Raw genomic sequence first — 20,392 nt, forward strand, 5'->3', positions numbered from 1 at the left:
TGAACTGCACCCCAAAAGTTGGACACCAACTTTGGGGTGTTTTTCTATGGCTAAATATTCTCTTGATTTTAAACTAAATGTGATTAATTTTTATCTCAAAGGCAATAGTCGTCTATCGACGGCTAAGCATTTTTCTATTAATGATTCTCAGGTTCGTTGCTGGTGCTCCGCTTATCAATTGCATGGTATTGAGGGAATTAAGCCTCGAAAATCCAAAGTAATCTATTCTCTTGAGCTAAAAATGCATATATTGTCTCACATGACAAAACATTCGCTTTCTGCCAGAGAAACAGCTGCTCTTTTTAATATTCCAGCCTTTACCACTATATTGGAATGGAAAAATATTATGGATATTCATGGTATTAAAGCACTAGTCCCCAAGAAAAAAGGAAGACCTACATTGACTAAAAAGAAAAAAGAATTACCTAAGGATGACAAAGATAAATCGGTTAAAGAACTTTTAAAGGAACTTGAGTATTTGCGTGCTGAGAATGCTTGCTTAAAAAAGTTACAAGAATTGCAGGAAACAAAACGACGGTAAAACAACGTGTTGCTGTCGTTAATCAATTAAAAATGATTTATCCGGTTTTGGTTTTATTACGTGCGCTTTCTTTATCAAAAAGTACGTTTTATTATCACCAAAAAAATAGTCATAATTCAAAAGACAAATTATTAAAAGATAAAATAAAGGAGATTTATCATCAACATAAAGGTCGATATGGTTATCGAAGGATCACTGCTGTACTGCGAAATGAAGTTGTTATTAACCATAAAAAAGTACAGCGGTTAATGCAGGTTCAGGGACTAAAATCTATTGTAAGACCTAAAAAATATCGCTCTTATAAAGGCCAATTAGGTCGAATTGCTGATAATCATCTCGAAAGAAATTTTAATGCCAGCAAGCCTAACGAAAAATGGGTTACTGATGTCACCGAATTTAAGGTAAAAGGTGAAAAGCTTTATCTTTCGCCTATTCTTGACTTATTTAATCAAGAAATTGTTTCCTATCAGATAGCTAGACGTCCTCATTACAACATGATTGAGCAGATGCTTACCCAAGCCTTTTCAAAATTGACTCAGAGAGGTGAGCTGATACTGCATTCAGATCAAGGATGGCAATACCAAATGAGCCATTATCAAAATAGCCTTAAGAAACAAGGAATTATTCAAAGTATGTCACGAAAAGGAAATTGTTTAGATAATGCAGTAATCGAGAATTTTTTTGGCATATTAAAAACAGAATGTTTTTATACAAAGCAATTTAGAGATTTGGATGAACTAGAAGAAGAGCTTCATGAATATATCAAGTATTACAATACTGAACGGATCAAGATAAAATTAAAAGGACTGAGCCCAGTTCAATACCGAACTCAGTCTTTACCTAACTAATTTAAACTGTCCAATAAATTGGGGTCAGTTCATAATACCATCGGTTTTTTATGCGTTAAATTTTAATTCAAGATAGCTAAAAAATACGTCAAATAATGGCTCAAACAAATTTCCAATACGCCTTAATTATTAATCTTCGTTAGCTGTAATAACATCTTGGCACAATAATCCTGAGATATCTTTACTTTCAATCCAACCATCAACACTATCAATAGGTTTATCGGGACTATATAAGCGCTGGTCAACGTCTTTCGCTGTAAAGCTTACTCTCTCATTCGTTTTATCAAAAACGCCGACACAATTCACTGGCGTCAATCTTGATGTTTTAATTTTTCCGTCAGCAGTACAGCCAGCAAGAAATAATGTAGCTAATGATACAGAAATGATAATTGCTTTTTTCATAGTAGCTCCTTGACTCTCTTATTGTTATTTTTACCAAAATCACTGAGTGATTATTTAGTAGTCTTAAACTAAAAATACCTGATGATTATAACTGTTTTGAGTATAACGAATAAATGGAGAAATATTTGAGTTATTGAGCTATGAATAAGAAATATTGAGAAGGGATAGAAAAGAGAGGGAAAAACAGAAAACAATGGCGGACAAATGAAAGCAGTAATTAGTGTACCATACTGAATTTTCAGTAATCTAATTATCTATTAACAATAGATTTAGCATTAATTTCATTATTCACACGACTTATTGTTTACTGCTTATCCCCAGCAATCGTGTTACCTATTTGAAGCGCAGACAAAATAGATATGATCACTTTCAGTAGTACTGAACGATAACAAGCAAATAACTTTACAGTCACGGTTAATCTACCTGAATAAAGAAATAATAATATGTCTTAAATCAAAAAAATCAAATGTTTTAAAATATACTGCAATATTTTGAAATATTCGTAATATCTCATCATTAAGTAAGAAATATTTAACAGATGTGTCAATTTTTAAACCTACACAGCACAAGAGAGTTTATCTAAAAAAAGATAATTCGTCAAACCGTAAGTACCTAGAATATAGCGTCTATTTTTTTACTTTATGTAGAATATCACGGCTAGTAAACAAATTGTCTAAAGATATTCGATATGATTAATGTTTAGATAAATTTATCAATATTGATTAAAAAACACATTCCAACACCGAAAAACTGTATAAATCATTTAGAAATTGGAAAAAAAATTTAATAAAAAAATAGAGAGAAAAAAGATTTTTGCATTTTCCTTACTTTTTCTTTTTTTAAAGGATGGAGCAAATCTACATAACTAAATGTTAGAAGTGTGATCAATGTGGCATTAAAAATAGTCTAAAAATAGAGAAAGGTTCTAAATAAGGAGAGTTGCATTGTTTGAAAGATTGTTAATTTTGCAACTCCTCGCTTTTATACAAAAGCGAGGGTTCAGTGTTATCAGTTATAACGCACGTAGTGAGAAATGGCGAGGTCTAAATCCTAACGCATATAACGCAACAAAATAGCTTCCTGCTCCGACTACTACAACTAGTAGCAAGCGCAAGATACGCATTAGCATGTTGCCGACATCCCAACTTGGCATGAACCACAACATTCCAACTAATACAGCCGCCATTACGGCAAGCGCGATAATAAGTTTTAATAAGAATACAGGCCAACCAGCTAAAGGCTGATAAATATCTTTTTTACGGATCTGCCAAAACAACATAGAGGCATTAAAACAAGCAGCAATACCGATTGAGAGCGCAAGACCTACATGTTTTAAACTACCAATAAACGCAAGATTCATTAATTGTGTGAGTATCAATGTAGCAATTGCAATTTTTACTGGTGTTTTAATATCCTGACGTGAATAAAAACCTGGCGCTAATATTTTTATGATGATCAGCCCCATTAACCCAACACAGTAAGCGATTAATGCCTGTTGTGTCATTAGTGCATCATGGGCATTAAAATTACCATACTGGAATAAGGACGCAGTTAAAGGCCCAGATAATATCGCTAAACCAATAGTACAAGGCAGTGCTAGTAAAAAACACAGTCTTAATCCCCAATCCATCAATTTTCTATATTCTTCAGTATTACCACTGGCAAAACTTTTAGATAATGAAGGAAGTAAGATTGTACCTAATGCAACACCCAATACCCCTGTCGGTAATTCCATTAAACGGTCTGCATAATACATCCAAGAAACTGATCCAGACACTAAAAAAGAAGCAAAAATAGTATTGATAATTAACGATATTTGGCTAACCGACACCCCCAAAATAGCCGGTCCCATCAGTCTCATCACACGCCAAACACCGCTATTTTTAAATGAAACACGCGGCAAAACAAGCATACCGATTTTTTTCAAATGTGGTAATTGATAACCTAGCTGTAATATTCCCCCAGCAACAACCGCCCATGCCAATGCCATAACAGGAGGATTACAATAAGGGGCGACCACTAAAGCGAAAAAGATCATACTGACATTGAGTAGTGTTGGAGCAAAAGCAGGTACTGAAAAACGATTCCAAGTATTTAAAATAGAGCCCGTCAATGAAGCTAATGAAATAAGGAAAATATAAGGAAAGGTGATCCGTAATAAATCTGTCGTTAATTGAAACTTATCGGGTGAACTACTAAAACCTGGTGCTGTAACATAAATCACCCAAGGCGCGGCAATAATACCAATTACGGTAACCACAGCGAGAATAAGCGTCAGCATACCCGAAACATAAGCAATAAAGGTACGCGTTGCTTCCTCGCCTTGCTGACTTTTATATTCTGCCAAGATCGGAACAAATGCTTGAGAAAATGCGCCTTCCGCAAAAATACGACGTAATAAGTTTGGCAGTTTAAACGCAACAAAAAAGGCATCGGTTGCCATACCTGCGCCAAAAATACGCGCAATAATTGCATCACGAATAAATCCTAGCACCCGTGAAAATAAGGTCATAGAACTCACTGCAGCAAGTGATTTAAGTAAATTCATAAAGTCATTCAGGTTTTTGTTAAATAGAATAAAAAGAAAGGGACTATACTCCGTCTCTAACATCGAAAAATCAATCTTCAATTGGCTAAGAATATGCTGATCCAGCCTATCTTGGACTAATCAAAGCGATTAAAAAATAGTTATTTATGGTTTCGTGAGTATTTTTCTCAACATTACTTCCACCATAGCGTGTATCTCACCTTCAATAATCGAGTTTTTATTCGGAAAGTAATGATTAACGTTTAAAATAAGCTCGCGTTGTTAATGCCGTCAGTACGTGATCTCGCCACTCTTGATTAATTTGTAGATAATTTTTGGCGTATCCTTCACGCTCAAAACCATGTTTAGCTAATAGGTTTCCACTGCGTAAATTATGAGGCATATAATTCGCCATAATACGATGCATCCCTTGTTGTCTTTGCATATAGCGAAGTGTTTCCGTTAACGCTTCCGACATATAGCCATGACCTTGCCATTTTTCACCGACTGAATATCCCAAAAAACAGGCATTAAAAGCGCCACGCATAACATTGCTATAATTAGCAACGCCAATAATTTCATCCTCTTTTTGTGTTAATAGCAGAAAATGAAAAGCACTTTCTTGTCGGTGTAATTCATTCATAAATTGTAAACGGTGTTCCCAACCAGAAGGTAAATAATGTGTTTTATCTCTTACGGGTTCCCATGGAATTAAAAAACGACGGTTTAATGTATAATAATCGGCCAATCTTTCAGCATCTCGCTCGTATGCTAAACGAATGACCATTCTTTGTGTTTCAAAACGAATTTTAGGAATTCCGCCACGATAACCAAACATTACAATCTCATTATCCTTTGATATAAATAAGTCTAATTCTGAAGCAACTCTTCTTATTCTGCCACTAACCTTAATAAAAAAATATCATCTTTAATTTACTAGGAATTATGCACATTTAGAGACAGAATAGTCGAAGAAATAAATTATTTCATTCCTCCCTTATTTTATTTAAATTATTTGCTTATTGATGGTGAGTAATGGCGCTGGTAACACAAGCCCGTACTTTGGGTAAATACTTTCTCCTAATTGACAATATGTTAGTTGTCTTAGGTTTTTTCGTCGTTTTTCCACTGATTTCTATTCGTTTCGTCGAACAATTAGGATGGGCTGGTGTTATTGTCGGCTTTGCATTAGGGCTTAGACAATTAGTACAACAAGGCCTCGGCATTTTTGGTGGTGCTATTGCAGACCGTTTTGGTGCAAAACCAATGATAATAACAGGCATGTTATTACGAGCTTTAGGTTTTGCTTTAATGGCAATCGCAGATCAACCTTGGATACTTTGGTTATCTTGCATTTTATCTGCATTAGGTGGAACGTTATTTGATCCTCCTCGCACAGCGCTAGTTATCAAATTAACCCGTCCTTATGAGCGCGGTCGTTTTTACTCTTTATTATTGATGCAAGATAGCGCCGGCGCCGTGATTGGTGCACTCATCGGTAGCTGGTTATTACAATATGATTTTCATTTAGTTTGCTGGGTCGGTGCTGGTGTTTTTGTTATCGCAGCCTTATTTAATGCTTGGTTATTACCCGCTTATCGTATATCCACAACCCGAACACCAATTAAAGAAGGGTTAAAACGAGTATTTCTTGATAAGCGTTTTGTCAGTTATGTCTTAACACTGACAGGCTATTTTGTATTATCCGTTCAAGTCATGTTGATGTTTCCTATCATCGTCAACGATATTGCGGGTACACCAACGGCAGTAAAATGGATGTATGCCATTGAAGCCCTGCTTTCTTTAACATTACTTTATCCGATTGCTCGCTGGAGTGAGAAACGTTTCCGATTAGAACAGCGTTTAATGGCCGGCTTATTTTTAATGAGCATCAGCATGTTCCCTGTTGGTATGATCCATTCATTACAAAGTATTTTCTTGATTATTGGCCTATTTTATCTTGGTACTATTACAGCAGAGCCTGCACGCGAAACATTAAGTGCCTCACTTGCCGATCCTCGAGCTCGTGGTAGTTATATGGGATTTAGCCGGTTAGGCTTAGCGTTTGGTGGTGCAATTGGATATACAGGTGGTGGATGGATGTATGACTTAGGCAATCAATTTGATATGCCTGAATTACCTTGGTTCTTACTAGGAACCGTAGGTTTAATAACACTTTATGCATTACATCGCCAATTTAATCGTAAAAAAATAGAAACAGCCATGCTTACTCCTTAAAGATCGGGTAAACTTTTAGTTATCAATGATCAAGGAGTGTTTATGAAAGCAATTTTTCTAACCGCTATATTCGTATTAACAAGCTTAGTCACAGGGTGTGATCAGCTCAAGCAATTTGATGTGAGTGAAAACCTTATTAATGACTACATCCGTCAAAAAATAAATCTCCAAAAACATATTGGTGAAGATGAAGTTGTATCCGCAGATATTAAATTAAGCAATCTTTCCATTCAAATTGGCCGCACTGAGCCGGGTAAAATTAGTCTTTCCGGTACAACCGACCTGATGATTAATTCATTTTTTGGTAAGACAAGCGCTAAAGTTGAGCTTACGTTATCAGGCCAACCTTCTTATCAAGCTGATAAAGGAGCGATATACATAAAATCAATGGTTATTGATAGCTACAAAGTCTTTCCAGAAAAAATGGATGCCGTGGTTATCGCACTAAAACCTTATTTAGATACCACAATCACGACTTACTTTGATAATCATCCTGTATATGTTCTTAATCCAGAAAAAAACAGTGCTGAAGCTGCCGCATTTAAACTGGCTAAAGGAATTGAAGTTAAACCGGGTAAATTCGTGATCCAACTCTAATCGTTACGCGAGTTGATTAAAAATATTTATCGTCATTAATGAGAAAGGCAAACCTAATGGTTTGCCTTTTTTATGAATAATAAAATACTTTTACAAAGAAATAGTTATATTACTCTACTTCTGGATCTTCTGCCTTATCACTCTCTTCATCATCAGAGAGTTCTTCGCGTAATGCTGATAATGCACCACGTGCAATACCTGCTAGTGTACGATAGAAGCCACTTGTTGCATGAGCTTCAACTTTTCCTAAAAATGTTCCAGCCCAAGGTAGCAAATATTCATCAAATAATTGTATTTGTGCTAATATTTCATCTTCCGCAGAATTATCTTCAAGCCATGAAGCAGCAAGTAATAAAGCACCAAAACTGTCTGTTGCATTATTAGTAATAGGCATCCCTCTTGTGACTAAGAATTGGCGGATATCATCTTCTTTGATTTCTTCATAATCATGGGCGTAAACTGACACAGCTGGCGCTTCACCAGCAAAAAGAGATTGATAATCAGCTTCAACGATAGCCAAATCTTTGACGCTACTTTTTAATGTATTAAATAGCTCATCTTGCTCTAATGGCCATAACTGACTAAGTTTCCCTTCAGCAATCATTTTAATAATTGGTGATAAAATAGGATCTTTGGGATCACGCTGAAATAATGTGCCTAAAAGTCGGCAAACTATTGAAAATTCATTCATTGTATTTTTATCCTAAAAAGTTTCGCGTTATTGTGCTTTTAATGGTAAGAAAATCAACTTTTTTCGTCATATCTCTTTTATTGTCAATATTAAGCTTACTCTCTTTAATCGCTTAAAACAGAAAAAGCGCGCTCTTATTATTAAGTCTTTTACTTAATATAAGAAACGCGCCTAATCCCATGCTACTTATCTTCTAAAGCAGTTTTATAAAAATATTAAAACAACTTTATGACAACAGCATTCTAATGCTTTTTAACTGGCTATATCGAGAAAGTTATCTCTTACACCATTTACACGAAACCACCCTGCAATACTGATTCTCTCTTTATAAGTAGGGAGTACTTCATGAGGGAATTGTTCTGAAAGGAAAACGACCAAACGTCCACCTTTAGGAGCGACTGTTGCAAGTTCATTATCTTCCAAATCATAAATAACTAACTCACCTCCATCTTCTTTTTTCCAATCCTCATTAAGATACAATACTGTCGTTAAACGTCGAGTAACATTCTGTTTAAATGCATCCAGATGTTTTTTATAAAAAGCGCCTTTTTCATAGCAAGCAAAATGCGCTTCATATTCAAAAAGTCCAAGAAAAAATTCACGATTCACAGCACGTTGAATAGACTCCATTTGCATTAAATAATGCTGAACGGGTGTTCCCATTTCGGGTTCTAGCCAACGAATTTTATCACTCCGTATCGCTATCTCTGCCTGTCGATTTTCATGACGCCCAATACGAGCTTGTTGTGCCTCGCCATTAAAACAAGTGCGTAATTGTTGAACAGCTTCTGGTGTGAGGAAATTATCCCATACACACCATCCTTTCTCTGCTATTTGCTCAAGAAGTTTTGCTATATTCATTAGGTATATTGCCTGATAAACATGGGAAACTACTTTATATCACCAAGTTAAACAAAATTACAATTTAATAAACTTATCTTTTCGATTACATCAATTAATTAGCGATAAATATCATAAGAATTAAAAATAATAGATTAAACAAAACTTAACACTGCTCATCTTTTTGAAATCCTTATTCACCTAAAAATGATTTTATAAGTTACATTACATTAACTATAAGCAAAACAAATGATTCCATTAGAAATAATAACTAGTTGATATTTTTTCGATTGTCTCTTCATCCCCATTAAAAATATAATTAATATTCCCTTTAACTTGAGTATGCGTAATCGCTTTTTCACTGTTTGGTCGTATAAATATTGTTGGTAATGTTTTCTTTTTGTATGAATATTCACTAATAGACATAATATCTGTAGATTCAATTTGATATTTAACATTAGTAAACTGCTGTTTATATTCAGTATATAAATCATCCAGCTTTGTTTTGATTATATTTAAATCAATTTTTTTATTACTTCTACACTCTTCAATTAGATGATTTATTTCTTTTTTTAAATCATAACGAATTGAGCACCCTTGTTTATTCAACTGATAATTAGATATAAAATAAGGCTTAAATTTTTCATTCATGTTATTTTTTTTCTGAGAAGACAAAGTCTCTTTTCTTTCCTTTAATGAGGCTAAAAAAAGGCGAATATTATATTGTCTATTTTCCTTTGTTATTTGATTCTGAAAATTATCTTCTTTACTTTGAGGTGGGACAGTAATAATATTTTCATCAGTAATAACATTTTCATCAACATTATCTTTTAATTCATTAATCGGATTTTTATCTGATGATAAATTTAAATAGACTTTATTTAATTTATTAATATTATTAGAAAGTTGATATTTTTCTGGATAACTTTCTAATAACTTATTTAACTTTAATACTCTTTTATAAATTCCTTTTATATTTTTATTATCTTTCTCCAGAGTTTCTGCTTCTATTAATTTTTCACTTTTAAAAAGTGTAAAATTCAATAAGCTATTTATTCTTTTTTTCACCATTAATTCGAAATCTTTTACGGATATTAATGGATACCATTGAACAGAATAATCAGAAGTCGTTGTAGAAGGCATAATTCTCAAATCACGATAAAAATCAAAACCAAGCTCGATTAAACTGAGATCAAGCCTTTTTGTTTTTTTTGTGACATCTGTTTCACCAATATCAATTAATTCATTAATATTTAAATTTAGTTTTAATAAATTGAGAATAAAATTTACACCAATAGCATTTCTTGGTATGGTTAATTCCATATCGGGATTAGCAACTACATCAACATCAAAACTCACTTCATTTCTTAGTTCAGTTCCCACAGAAACACTCATATTTTTATCCATTTCAAGGGTAGTATTAGTGATTAATTCATTTTCATTTAAATTAAGCCCTTGATTAATAAAATTTTTGACCTCGCTAATATCAATACTAAATGAGAAATTAGATTTTTTAGCATAAGTGGCATTTAATATAGCGCTTGCCATGACAGGAGTAACAAAACCATAATTTACACTTTTTGTACCCCATCTTTTTTCATATCCACCAATACCCGCGGACAACCCCGTAGATAAAAGTCTCGTCTTATTATTAATAAAAGAAAAAGTGATTTTATTATCTTCACTTTTTGATAATGTGATTGAGTGCGATTTTGCATAAGAAGCTAATATAAAAGCGTTAACTCCTATATTATAGGGTAAACTAAATGCATTAAAACCAAAGAAAGCTAAAAGCTCATTATGGTGTCCGATTGTAATACTTTCTTTATTTTTTAGATCATTAACCAATAAATGAATTACCTCACCTTGTGTTAAACCATTTTTTACACCTTTCACAATACGATTTAACACATCATAGCCTTTCCTTATATTTTCTTTAATACCATATAATGCCATTGGCTTACTTCTATATATAGTGTTCGAAGAATTAATAAGTCGTTTTATATTACAAACGGTTCCTATAAATCCAGGATCAATAGCTTTAGCAATATTTATCAACATTGATCGGTATTTTTTTAATGCATATTGTTCTTTAGCCTTACTAACATTTACTCTAATATTATCAATAAGAGATGATAAAAAAGGGATATTTCGGCTACTAAAATTTCCGATTGTCTGAGTCGAAAATGGTTGTCCTGAATGATAATTTTTATAATTATTTTCACCAACCATTGAGTAAAAAGATAAAGGAGGCTCCTGTTTTAAACGAGTAACCTCATACTGATAATCTTTAATCGCAAAAATATTGAAAGGATCTAGATAATATATTTTTATTTTATTACCTTTATCAACAATAATTTGAATCTGATTTAATATTGGTTTAATAGCTAATATTTTATCAGTTTTCTTCAATGGAAGTTTTATTCTATGCTTTTCAAGTTCAATATTACCATCAGTTTTAGCATAGTCAACTTGATCATATTCTGACTCTAATATTGCAGGTAATCCAGTTGTAAAAAGCTGGTTATCTTTAACTTCAACTGTAATATTTAGACCTTCTCTATTTATTTTTATTATATTATTTTCTTCTAATTCAACAACATTATTAATATTTGATAAATCTTGTTTTTGATTATCATCAACTATATATTCTTCATACTCAACAATAAAGTTACCATCAATATTATTTGATGAAAAATCATTTAAATCATATTCTTTTTCAATTTTATTAAACTTGATTTTATATAACTCATTCTTGTTTTCTTCTATACTATTAGATTTATTTTCACTTCTCTTACTTCCAATTAAAAAACCATTACAATCAACATAAAGTTCTTTAAACTTCATGTTATCACCTTTTTGAGACTCTATATTAAAAACATTATATTTAAATCCTCCATTAAAATGTTTTTGATATATTCCTGTAAATAAATCATATGTTTTTCCTTTAATTAAGATCAAAGAACCATCATCTGCAAGCGTGATCCCCATATTATTAAGTAAAGGTGCATTGGTTGAGCCTAAATATACATAGTTATTAATGTTATTTAAGCTAAATTGTTTTTCTTCTTTTTGCTTATCACACGTTTTAACATAGATACTATCGCTATTCTTTATATCTCTTACCAAGTCTCCTTCTTTACGTCCATGAAAAGTGCCCATAGGTGTTAATTTACTGTCTATCTTTTTTATTCCATTAACCATAATATACCTCATCATTTCGAAATAATGAGGAAATAATCAACAAGATAATTTGCAAAGGATATCTTTTTACAACCAGATTTTTATGACATTATATGGAATTTAAGAAAAGTATTTTTTTTGAAAGCTGACATAAAAAAATAGACAGTAAACTAAATTTTACCGTCTATTATCTAAAATTAAAAATAAATAAAATAGACTTAGTACCCACTCTTCATATCAACCACACCCAAAGGTACATCGCCTTTTTCAATTCGATGAATATTTTCAACAATCGTATCCATTGCAATATTAGGAATGGTAAAAGCAGCAATATGTGGCGTAATAGAAATGCGAGGATGCGTCCAAAATGGATGCATTCCTGCTAAAGGTTCTTGAGAGAAAACATCAAGAGTCGCGTCAGAAATATATCCTTGATCTATCGCTTCGAGTAAATCTTGATCAACTAAATGCGCACCACGGGCAAGATTAATTAAATAAGAAGAAGGCTTGAGTTGTTCAAATAGAGAAAAATTTAAAATACCGTGAGTTTCAGACGTATAAGGTAATAAATTGATCAGTAGATTACACTCTTTGAGGAAATCACTGAGTTGATCTTTACCATAAAAGCTTTCAACATTTTTAATTTGTTTTTCACTGCGACTCCAACAGCGAACTTTAAAACCAAGTTCGGCAAGTTTAGTCGCAACACACCCACCTAAAGCTCCTGCGCCTAAAACGCCGATCACAAAATTATCATAAGAATGCGCAGGAAGCTGTTTCCATAAACGTTGTGATTGTTGGCGTTTATAATCATCCATACGACGAAAATAATACATCACTTTCGCAATCGCATATTCTTGCATTTGAAGCCCCATTCCTGTGTCTTCCAAACGCATAACCGGAACACCTGTAGGTAATGTGCCAGGCTTTTGTTGTTCTTGCTTTAAAATAGCATCAACGCCTGCCCCTAATGCAAAAATACCTTTAAGCTGATTACGACTGGCAAGCATTTCATAAGGAGGAAGCCAAACCATAGCATAATCAGCAGGTTGATTATCGCCAGGTTCCCAAATACGTATATTGGCATTTGGCAAACGCGCCTTCATGCCATTGATCCATGTTTCTGCGTCAAAAAAAGGATGATAAAAAATAATATTCATTTTGCCTTCCTCCAGCATTTTTATCATAGGGTGCGAGGGTTACGTTCTGATTTCAAGTCTCTTTGAATAAGTTGTTAATAAAAATGTTGAGAATGTTAACCAGTTAACGAAATTCTCAATTCTTTTTTCAATACGCTAACCTATTGCATGAATTGGTTTACTGCATAATTTGTCTAGCATTTGTGCATATTGTTTTTTATTTGACTGCTTGATACAAAAGTTAAAGGAAAAATGCATTTAGCTGTTGACGCCTATGAACCTTTTCCATATAGTAGCGCCCCGTTGAGAGATGTTAAGTACATATCCAACAACAATACGGTGAGATGTCCGAGAGGCTGAAGGAGCACGCCTGGAAAGTGTGTATACGGCAACGTATCGAGGGTTCGAATCCCTCTCTCACCGCCATATTCTAAAATAGAGCCTAGCTTTTTTAGCTAGGCTCTATTTTTTGGTATTAAAAATATACACTTCTAGTCTCGTTTCTCTTCACTAAGTTATTTATATCCACTATTCTTCATTTTTTGATGATATTATTGTTAGCATACAACACATTTTTTATTTTATTTTTGCTTAATTATTTTATTTAATAATCTGTTATCACTTAATAATCTCTGATAATTAATTTTAATGAGTTGAAAAAACTTATGTAGTTGTTATTTATATCTATCCTATTTTTATGGCATAAAAAGATTTTATTATCCTATTTATAAACGACATTTATTCTAAAACAAAACACTTTTTATAATTTTAATATAAATTTAAACTTTATTCTCATGCAAGCAACAGAATAAACACAATAAGATACATTACATTATCTATTTAGGTTAACTTATTAGTTTAATTGATTTTATTTCTACTAAGCTTTAAGATATGCATTAATAATTTGATGTATCACATTATTATCAGCGAATAAAAGCGATATCCTCTCTTTTCCTTATCGCCGTTATTCGGCATCTGACTTCTTATTTTGGTTTAATCCTAAATGAAAACTCATAAAGTTAACCGGGTTCGCCCCTTTAGTGCATTTATTGATGCATGTGTAAAAGAGCCTTACTCTTTTGCGCGTTTATTAAAAGATATTATTGCAGGGATCACCGTCGGAATTATCGCGATACCTTTAGCTATGGCACTGGCAATTGGTAGCGGTGTTCCTCCGCAATACGGTCTTTATACCGCAGCTATTGCCGGTATAGTCATTGCTGTTTCTGGTGGCTCTCGCTACAGTGTTTCAGGCCCCACAGCGGCTTTCGTTGTGATACTTTATCCTGTATCTCAGCAATTCGGTTTAAGTGGCTTATTGATTGCCACATTAATGTCTGGCGTTATTTTAGTTGTTATGGGATTAGCCCGCTTTGGTAAACTCATTGAGTATATTCCTGTTTCTGTAACACTTGGATTTACCTCAGGGATTGCAATCACCATTGCGACCATGCAAATAAAAGACTTTTTTGGTCTTGAGATGGCGCATGTACCAGAAACTTATATCGATAAAATTATTGCCTTAGGTTCTGCATTACCAACCATTCACCTTGGTGATACGCTTATCGGCTTAACAACACTGTTTGTTTTAATCTACTGGCCAAAATTAAATTTACGCCTACCAGGGCATTTACCCGCTTTAATCGCGGGTACTGCAGTAATGGGTATTGTGAATATGTTTGGCCATGAAGTTGCAACGATTGGCTCACAGTTTAGTTATCTACTTCCAGATGGATCAACTGGGCAAGGTATTCCACCTATTTTGCCTCAGTTTATTTTACCTTGGAATTTACCAAGTACTGGAGCATCTCTTGAATTAAATTGGAGCACAGTTTCTGCTTTATTACCCGCAGCTTTTTCAATGGCAATGCTAGGCGCTATCGAATCGTTACTGTGTGCCGTTGTACTTGATGGCATGACAGGCAAAAAACATCACTCTAATGGTGAATTACTAGGACAAGGGGTTGGTAATATTGTCGCACCTTTCTTTGGTGGTATAACAGCAACTGCAGCGATTGCACGTTCAGCTGCTAACGTGCGTGCGGGTGCAACATCACCAGTTTCTGCCATTGTTCACTCATTGTTGGTATTACTAACTTTGCTAGTATTAGCCCCATTTCTTTCATATTTACCTTTAGCCGCAATGTCAGCACTACTGCTAATTGTTGCATGGAATATGAGTGAAGCGCGTAAAGTTATTGATCTTATTCGTCACGCCCCTAAAGATGATATTATTGTCTTAGTATTATGTTTATCACTCACCGTTCTCTTTGATATGGTCATTGCCATTACTATCGGTATTGTATTAGCTTCACTGTTATTTATGCGTCGTATTGCCAATATGACCAAAATAACTGAATCCCCTTATACTGATGATGATAAGCAGTTATTAGTTGTGCGTATTAATGGTCCATTATTCTTTGCAGCAGCTGAACGTATTTTTAATGAGTTACGCGAACGCAGTAAAGGTTATAAAACCATTATTATGCAATGGGATGCGGTTCCTGTATTAGATGCAGGGGGCTTACATGCGTTCCAACATTTCGTTACTGATGTAAAACATGATACCCATGTGATTGTGTGTGATATTCCTTTCCAGCCATTAAAAACGTTGGCAAGAGCAAGAGTCACGCCTATTGAAGGAGAACTTAATTTTTATCCTTCATTACAAAAAGCACTGGATGATCTGGAATTAATTCAGTAGTTATTTAGATTTTTAAGATAAAAAATTAACGCCTTTAATCAATATTAAATAAAGATTAAAGGCGTTTTTAATTATGAGTAATTCACTTAATAAGGAATAAATGCTTTGCCAATCCCACTACCTTGCACACCTTTTTTTAATAAATCTTGATAAAGTGCGTTCATTCCTAACCAGTGATTTTCACACCATTCAGGAGCTAATAACGTAGGTTTTCTAGCACTAGCGCAAACACGATGATAAATAATTTCAGGAGGAGTATGGCGGATCATCTCACCCGCTGTATAAACATATTGTTCTTGCGTCAATGCATTAATACGCCCTGCTTTCCATGCCTTAGCTATCGTACTGCCTTCAACAATATGCAAAGGGTGCAATTTAAGCCCATCAGTACCCGTTTCAACCACTCGTTCTAATGTCTGCATATTAAGCAGATGATCTTCTCGTGGTAACCCGACAATAAGGTGCGTACACACTTTTAAACTACGCTGGCGAGCTTCACGAGTCGTCGCTTGGTAACATTGAAAATCATGCCCACGATTAATGTACTTCAATGTTTTATCATGAGCTGTTTGTAAACCGAGTTCTAACCACACTTCATAACCTTGATCACGATAACCTTGCAATAAATCTAACACACTAATTGGCACACAATCTGGCCGGGTTCCTACACATAACCCTACCATATCGGCTTGTAATAGCGCGGTTTCATATAAAGTACGTAAGTATTCTACTTCGGCATAAGTGCTGGTATAGGCTTGAAAATAAGCAAGATAACGATGTGCGCGGTTAATATTTTTAGCTTGTAATGCAATTTGTTCTTCAATTGAGTGATATTGTGTTTGCTCATCAGCAAAAGAAGAGACATTACAGAAAGTGCAACCTCCCCGCCCCAATGTACCATCTCGATTAGGACAGTTGAAACCGCCATGAAGGGTGATTTTATGAATTTTTTCGTGATAACGGCGCTGAAGATCAGCGCCGAACATATTAACAACCGTGTGTAGTTGCATAACACATTTTATTTGCTGGTATCTAACTCTGGGAAATTTTTTACCACTTCATCAATCGCTTTAATTTGAGCTAAGAAAGGCTCTAATTTTGCAAGCGGTAATGCTGATGGGCCATCACAAAGCGCATTATCCGGATCTGGATGAGCTTCAAGAAATAGTCCAGCAAGACCAACAGCCATACCTGCACGTGCTAACTCTGCAACTTGTGCACGACGTCCACCCGATGCAGCACCAAATGGGTCACGACATTGTAGTGAATGTGTCACGTCAAAAATAACTGGTGCGCCTTGAGACGCTTGCATCATGACATGAAAACCTAACATATCAACAACTAAGTTATCGTAGCCAAAATTACTGCCGCGATCACACAGAATAACTTGGTCGTTACCGCCTTCTTTAAATTTATCAACGATATTCCCCATTTGCCCAGGGCTGACAAACTGCGGTTTTTTCACGTTGATCACTGCACCTGTTTTTGCCATCGCTTCAACAAGATCAGTTTGACGTGCTAAAAATGCCGGTAATTGGATAACATCCACAACTTCTGATACAGGTTGAGCTTGTGCAGCTTCATGAACGTCAGTAATAATTTTAACGCCAAAAGTTTCTTTTAACTCTTGGAAAATTTTCAGCCCTTCTTCTAAGCCTGGACCACGATAAGAGTGGATAGAAGAACGGTTTGCTTTATCAAAAGAAGCTTTGAATACATAAGGAATATTCAGTTTTTGAGTTACAGTGACGTAATGCTCACAAATACGCATGGCTAAATCGCGCGATTCTAATACATTCATGCCACCAAAAAGCACAAATGGCAGGTTGTTTGCTACCTTGATATCACCAATATTCACCACTTTATGTTGCATATTTATCCCTATACTGTTTGTCATGTACTGTATTAATCAAGTACGTTTCTTAAATTTTTAATGTAGAACAATAGGATTTTGTTCTATCGAATGAATTTGGATTTTGATCATCTCTGAAATAGGATCTTCAGGACATTGCTCAACAAAATAGTTTAAGTCAGAAATCGCCACATGGTTACACTCTAACTGAGCAAAAATAAGTCCGCGATCACGTATCTCGTAAGGATCTTCAGGATCAAACATTAATACCGTTTCACTCGCTTTTAATGCTTGCTCCATATTCTTTTCTTCCATTAAAGAAACTTTTAATGTATCCAAAAGTTTACGAATAATGGAACTGTATTCTGACTCTTCTAAATCTGCCTCTAATAGTACCGAATTATTTCCTACATTCCCTTTTAACCAAACTTCTAGGGTATGTTGTGATAGATATTCGCCATTTATTGGATTTAAAAATAACGGTTGTTCGTTAGGAATATCTATTCTGATAATAAGTTGTGTAGGAAAAATAACAGGCGCTAACGGTAAATTTAACAATTGTGCGATATAAATAAGAATCGAACCCAGAGAAACAGGAGAACCTACATGAGTCGCTAATACTTTATCTAACCATAAAGTATCAGAAAGACAATATTTACCACTTGCACCACTAAAGTGCCACTGCTTATAAAACAGTTTTAGTAATGCTTCTATTTGCTCTTTGATGTTTCCTTGCTTAGGAATTTCAGCTTCTGCTTGTTCAACAAGTTGTGCTAGTTGATAACCAACAGAAGTAGTCGGAAAATCAGGTCGAATAGCCTGAGAGATAAGGATCATGCCCTTAACTAAAGGGGCTTTATTAAATTCGTAATCAGCTATGGTTTCTATCATAATTCCAACGACCTACTGTCACTCGCTCATTACCGCCATAATCACGGAAAGTTTCCACACAGCAGTAACCCTTATCAGTAAAAATTTTGCGAACACCTTCACCTTGCTGCCAACCGTGCTCCAGTAATACCCAGCCTTTATCAGTTAAAAACTGACGGGCGGTTTCAATGATAATCTCGATATCAGCAAAACCGTTATTACCAGCAACTAATGCGGTTAAAGGTTCAAAACGAACATCCCCCTGATGAATATGCTCATCATTTTCATCTATGTAAGGAGGATTACTAATTATCATACCAAATTGATACCCAGAGAGTGAACTAAACCAGCAACTTTCCATAAATTCTGTGTTGTTTAATGCTAAGCGGGTCGCATTCTCTTGCGCTAACGCTACGGCTTCGGCTTGAAAATCCACACCAATAATATGGCAGTCAGGGCGCTCTGATGCCATAGCAAGCGCAATAGCCCCAGTTCCCGTTCCTAAATCAAGAATAGTTATTGGCTCTGTTGGTAGTTTTTCTAACGCTTGTTCAACAAGACATTCAGTATCAGGTCGAGGAATTAATGTTGCAGGTGAGACTTTTAAAGGCAGTGACCAAAATTCTCTTTCACCCACTAGATAAGCGATAGGTTCACCTTTAATACGTCGAGTAAGTAGTTGCGATAATTGTGTTAATTCGTCTTGTGAAAGCAACGTTTCATTAAAAGCCATTAAGTACGTTCGAGCACGCTGTGTTACGTGCCCAAGTAAAATTTCAGCATCACGTTTAGGGCTGTCACTTTCAATTAATTGCAAGGCTGCTTGACGCAGCCATTGTTCATAATTCATTAATTTAACTCAGAAAGTGCAGAAAGCTGGTCCGCTTGATATTCAGTGACAATAGGCTGAATTAGAGGATCTAATTTCCCTTCCATCACTTCATCTAAACGATAAAATGTGAGGTTGATACGATGATCTGTCACTCGCCCTTGTGGGAAGTTATACGTTCTAATACGATCAGAACGATCGCCAGAACCTAATAAGTTACGACGTTCAGACGCTTCGGCTTCTTGACGTTTTTGCATTTCAGCAGCACGAATACGTGCGCCTAATACAGACATCGCTTTGGCTTTGTTTTTGTGCTGTGAACGCTCATCCTGACATTCCACTACAATCCCCGTTGGAATATGCGTAATACGGATAGCAGAGTCGGTGGTATTAACGTGCTGACCACCCGCACCTGACGAACGGAATGTATCAATACGTAAATCGCTTGGACTAATATCAGGTAATTCAGCTTCTGGCACTTCAGCTAATACTGCAACCGTACAAGCCGAGGTATGAATACGACCTTGAGATTCTGTTTCTGGTACACGTTGAACACGGTGACCGCCTGATTCAAATTTCAATACCCCATAAGCGCCATCACCCACTACTTTTGCAATGACTTCTTTATAGCCACCATGCTCACCTTCGTTAGCATTCATGACTTCAATACGCCAGCGACGTGATTCTGCATAGCGGCTATACATACGGAATAAATCACCAGCAAATAATGCAGCTTCATCCCCACCTGTTCCTGCCCGAATTTCAAGGAAACAGTTAAATTCATCATCAGGATCTTTAGGCAATAACAGCACTTGTAATTGTTGCTCTAAATCATCGTTTAGTGCTTGCGCTTCTTTCAGCTCTTCTTGCGCCATCTCTTTCATTTCAGGATCATCAAGCATCATTTCTGCTGCTTCGATGTCGTCTTGCACTTTCCGCCATTGACTAAAACAAGCCGTGACGTCGGTTAATTGAGAGTATTCTTTTGAAAGCGCACGAAAACGCTCCTGAGAGGCAATCACATCGGCTTCTGACAGAAGAGCCTGAATTTCTTCATAACGCTCTTGTAGAGCTTCCAACTTAGCGACAATAGAAGGCTTCATTCGTAGATTAAGATCCTGTTAGACAAAG

16 protein-coding genes and 1 tRNA gene are annotated in these 20,392 nt (G+C 35.1%); 5 read left to right on the forward strand and 12 right to left on the reverse strand.

The window, feature by feature from the left end:
• Positions 1 to 46 precede the first annotated feature (46 nt).
• Positions 47 to 1,389, forward strand: a protein-coding gene (locus GWI59_RS14085) for an IS3 family transposase (protein ID WP_442958892.1) whose coding sequence is annotated in 2 segments (ribosomal slippage) — positions 47 to 497 and positions 497 to 1,389 — 1,344 coding nt in all. Because the reading frame shifts where the segments join, the coding sequence is not laid out codon by codon here.
• A 129-nt stretch (positions 1,390 to 1,518) separates the two neighbouring features.
• Here the strand turns inward: GWI59_RS14085 and GWI59_RS14090 are convergent.
• The 3 genes from GWI59_RS14090 to rimJ all read right to left on the reverse strand — a co-directional run bounded on the left by GWI59_RS14090 (position 1,519) and on the right by rimJ (position 5,156).
• The gene (locus tag GWI59_RS14090) at positions 1,519 to 1,791 is read right to left on the reverse strand and encodes a hypothetical protein (RefSeq protein ID WP_006536582.1); all 273 of its coding nucleotides are present in this window, start codon (positions 1,789 to 1,791) and stop codon (positions 1,519 to 1,521) included.
• A gap of 1,012 nt (positions 1,792 to 2,803) precedes the next feature.
• Positions 2,804 to 4,339, reverse strand: coding sequence for a murein biosynthesis integral membrane protein MurJ (gene murJ, locus GWI59_RS14095; RefSeq protein WP_161724960.1), 1,536 nt, complete (start codon positions 4,337 to 4,339; stop codon positions 2,804 to 2,806).
• A gap of 235 nt (positions 4,340 to 4,574) precedes the next feature.
• Entirely contained in the window at positions 4,575 to 5,156 is a 582-nt protein-coding gene (gene rimJ / locus GWI59_RS14100) for a ribosomal protein S5-alanine N-acetyltransferase (protein ID WP_006536580.1), read from the reverse strand.
• A gap of 197 nt (positions 5,157 to 5,353) precedes the next feature.
• On the opposite strand from rimJ, the gene mdtH reads away from it, so the two are divergent.
• Positions 5,354 to 6,556 carry a multidrug efflux MFS transporter MdtH gene (gene mdtH, locus GWI59_RS14105; protein ID WP_072064026.1) on the forward strand — a complete coding sequence of 401 codons (1,203 nt, stop codon included), beginning with the start codon at positions 5,354 to 5,356 and terminating at the stop codon, positions 6,554 to 6,556.
• 42 nt (positions 6,557 to 6,598) lie between these two features.
• Positions 6,599 to 7,153 carry a lipoprotein gene (locus GWI59_RS14110; protein ID WP_161671596.1) on the forward strand — a complete coding sequence of 185 codons (555 nt, stop codon included), beginning with the start codon at positions 6,599 to 6,601 and terminating at the stop codon, positions 7,151 to 7,153.
• Positions 7,154 to 7,262: 109 nt separating this feature from the next.
• Here GWI59_RS14110 and GWI59_RS14115 read toward each other — a convergent pair whose 3' ends face one another.
• From GWI59_RS14115 to ghrA, 4 genes are all read right to left on the reverse strand, one after another.
• Positions 7,263 to 7,844, reverse strand: coding sequence for a TorD/DmsD family molecular chaperone (locus GWI59_RS14115; RefSeq protein ID WP_161671597.1), 582 nt, complete (start codon positions 7,842 to 7,844; stop codon positions 7,263 to 7,265).
• Between the two features lie 252 nt (positions 7,845 to 8,096).
• A complete protein-coding gene (locus tag GWI59_RS14120) occupies positions 8,097 to 8,705 on the reverse strand; it encodes a 2OG-Fe(II) oxygenase (RefSeq protein WP_115065382.1) in 609 nt (202 codons plus the stop codon).
• Positions 8,706 to 8,942: 237 nt separating this feature from the next.
• A complete protein-coding gene (locus GWI59_RS14125; protein WP_161724963.1) occupies positions 8,943 to 11,888 on the reverse strand; it encodes a hypothetical protein in 2,946 nt (981 codons plus the stop codon).
• A 197-nt stretch (positions 11,889 to 12,085) separates the two neighbouring features.
• Positions 12,086 to 13,027 (reverse strand): glyoxylate/hydroxypyruvate reductase GhrA, encoded by a 942-nt coding sequence (gene ghrA / locus GWI59_RS14130; RefSeq protein ID WP_109847389.1) that lies wholly within the window; start codon positions 13,025 to 13,027, stop codon positions 12,086 to 12,088.
• Positions 13,028 to 13,344: 317 nt separating this feature from the next.
• Between ghrA and GWI59_RS14135 the strand changes: the two genes are divergently transcribed.
• Both GWI59_RS14135 and dauA read left to right on the forward strand, forming a co-directional pair.
• A tRNA-Ser gene (locus GWI59_RS14135) sits at positions 13,345 to 13,432 on the forward strand.
• A 577-nt stretch (positions 13,433 to 14,009) separates the two neighbouring features.
• Positions 14,010 to 15,710, forward strand: a complete 1,701-nt coding sequence (gene dauA / locus GWI59_RS14140) for a C4-dicarboxylic acid transporter DauA (RefSeq protein ID WP_161724966.1) — start codon at positions 14,010 to 14,012, stop codon at positions 15,708 to 15,710.
• An 86-nt stretch (positions 15,711 to 15,796) separates the two neighbouring features.
• On the opposite strand, the gene GWI59_RS14145 is transcribed toward dauA, so the two are convergent.
• Genes GWI59_RS14145 through prfA form a run of 5 tightly spaced genes read right to left on the reverse strand, consistent with a single transcriptional unit; the run spans position 15,797 to position 20,364 of the window.
• Complete coding sequence (locus GWI59_RS14145) at positions 15,797 to 16,720, reverse strand: TIGR01212 family radical SAM protein (protein WP_161724968.1); 924 nt, start codon at positions 16,718 to 16,720, stop codon at positions 15,797 to 15,799.
• 8 nt (positions 16,721 to 16,728) lie between these two features.
• Positions 16,729 to 17,583: a 3-deoxy-8-phosphooctulonate synthase gene (kdsA, locus tag GWI59_RS14150; RefSeq protein WP_109847386.1), complete on the reverse strand. Its 855-nt coding sequence runs from the start codon at positions 17,581 to 17,583 to the stop codon at positions 16,729 to 16,731.
• A gap of 57 nt (positions 17,584 to 17,640) precedes the next feature.
• Entirely contained in the window at positions 17,641 to 18,450 is an 810-nt protein-coding gene (gene sirB1, locus GWI59_RS14155; protein WP_167426104.1) for an invasion regulator SirB1, read from the reverse strand.
• Positions 18,434 to 19,282 (reverse strand): peptide chain release factor N(5)-glutamine methyltransferase, encoded by an 849-nt coding sequence (gene prmC / locus GWI59_RS14160; protein WP_006536563.1) that lies wholly within the window; start codon positions 19,280 to 19,282, stop codon positions 18,434 to 18,436. The genes sirB1 and prmC overlap by 17 nt, the downstream gene beginning before the upstream one ends.
• Positions 19,282 to 20,364: a peptide chain release factor 1 gene (gene prfA, locus GWI59_RS14165; RefSeq protein ID WP_072064034.1), complete on the reverse strand. Its 1,083-nt coding sequence runs from the start codon at positions 20,362 to 20,364 to the stop codon at positions 19,282 to 19,284. Before prfA ends, prmC begins: the two co-directional genes overlap by 1 nt.
• Between the last annotated feature and the right edge of the window lie 28 nt (positions 20,365 to 20,392).

Origin of the sequence: Proteus sp. G2673, from assembly GCF_009915125.1 — a bacterium.
Lineage (GTDB): Bacteria > Pseudomonadota > Gammaproteobacteria > Enterobacterales > Enterobacteriaceae > Proteus > Proteus penneri.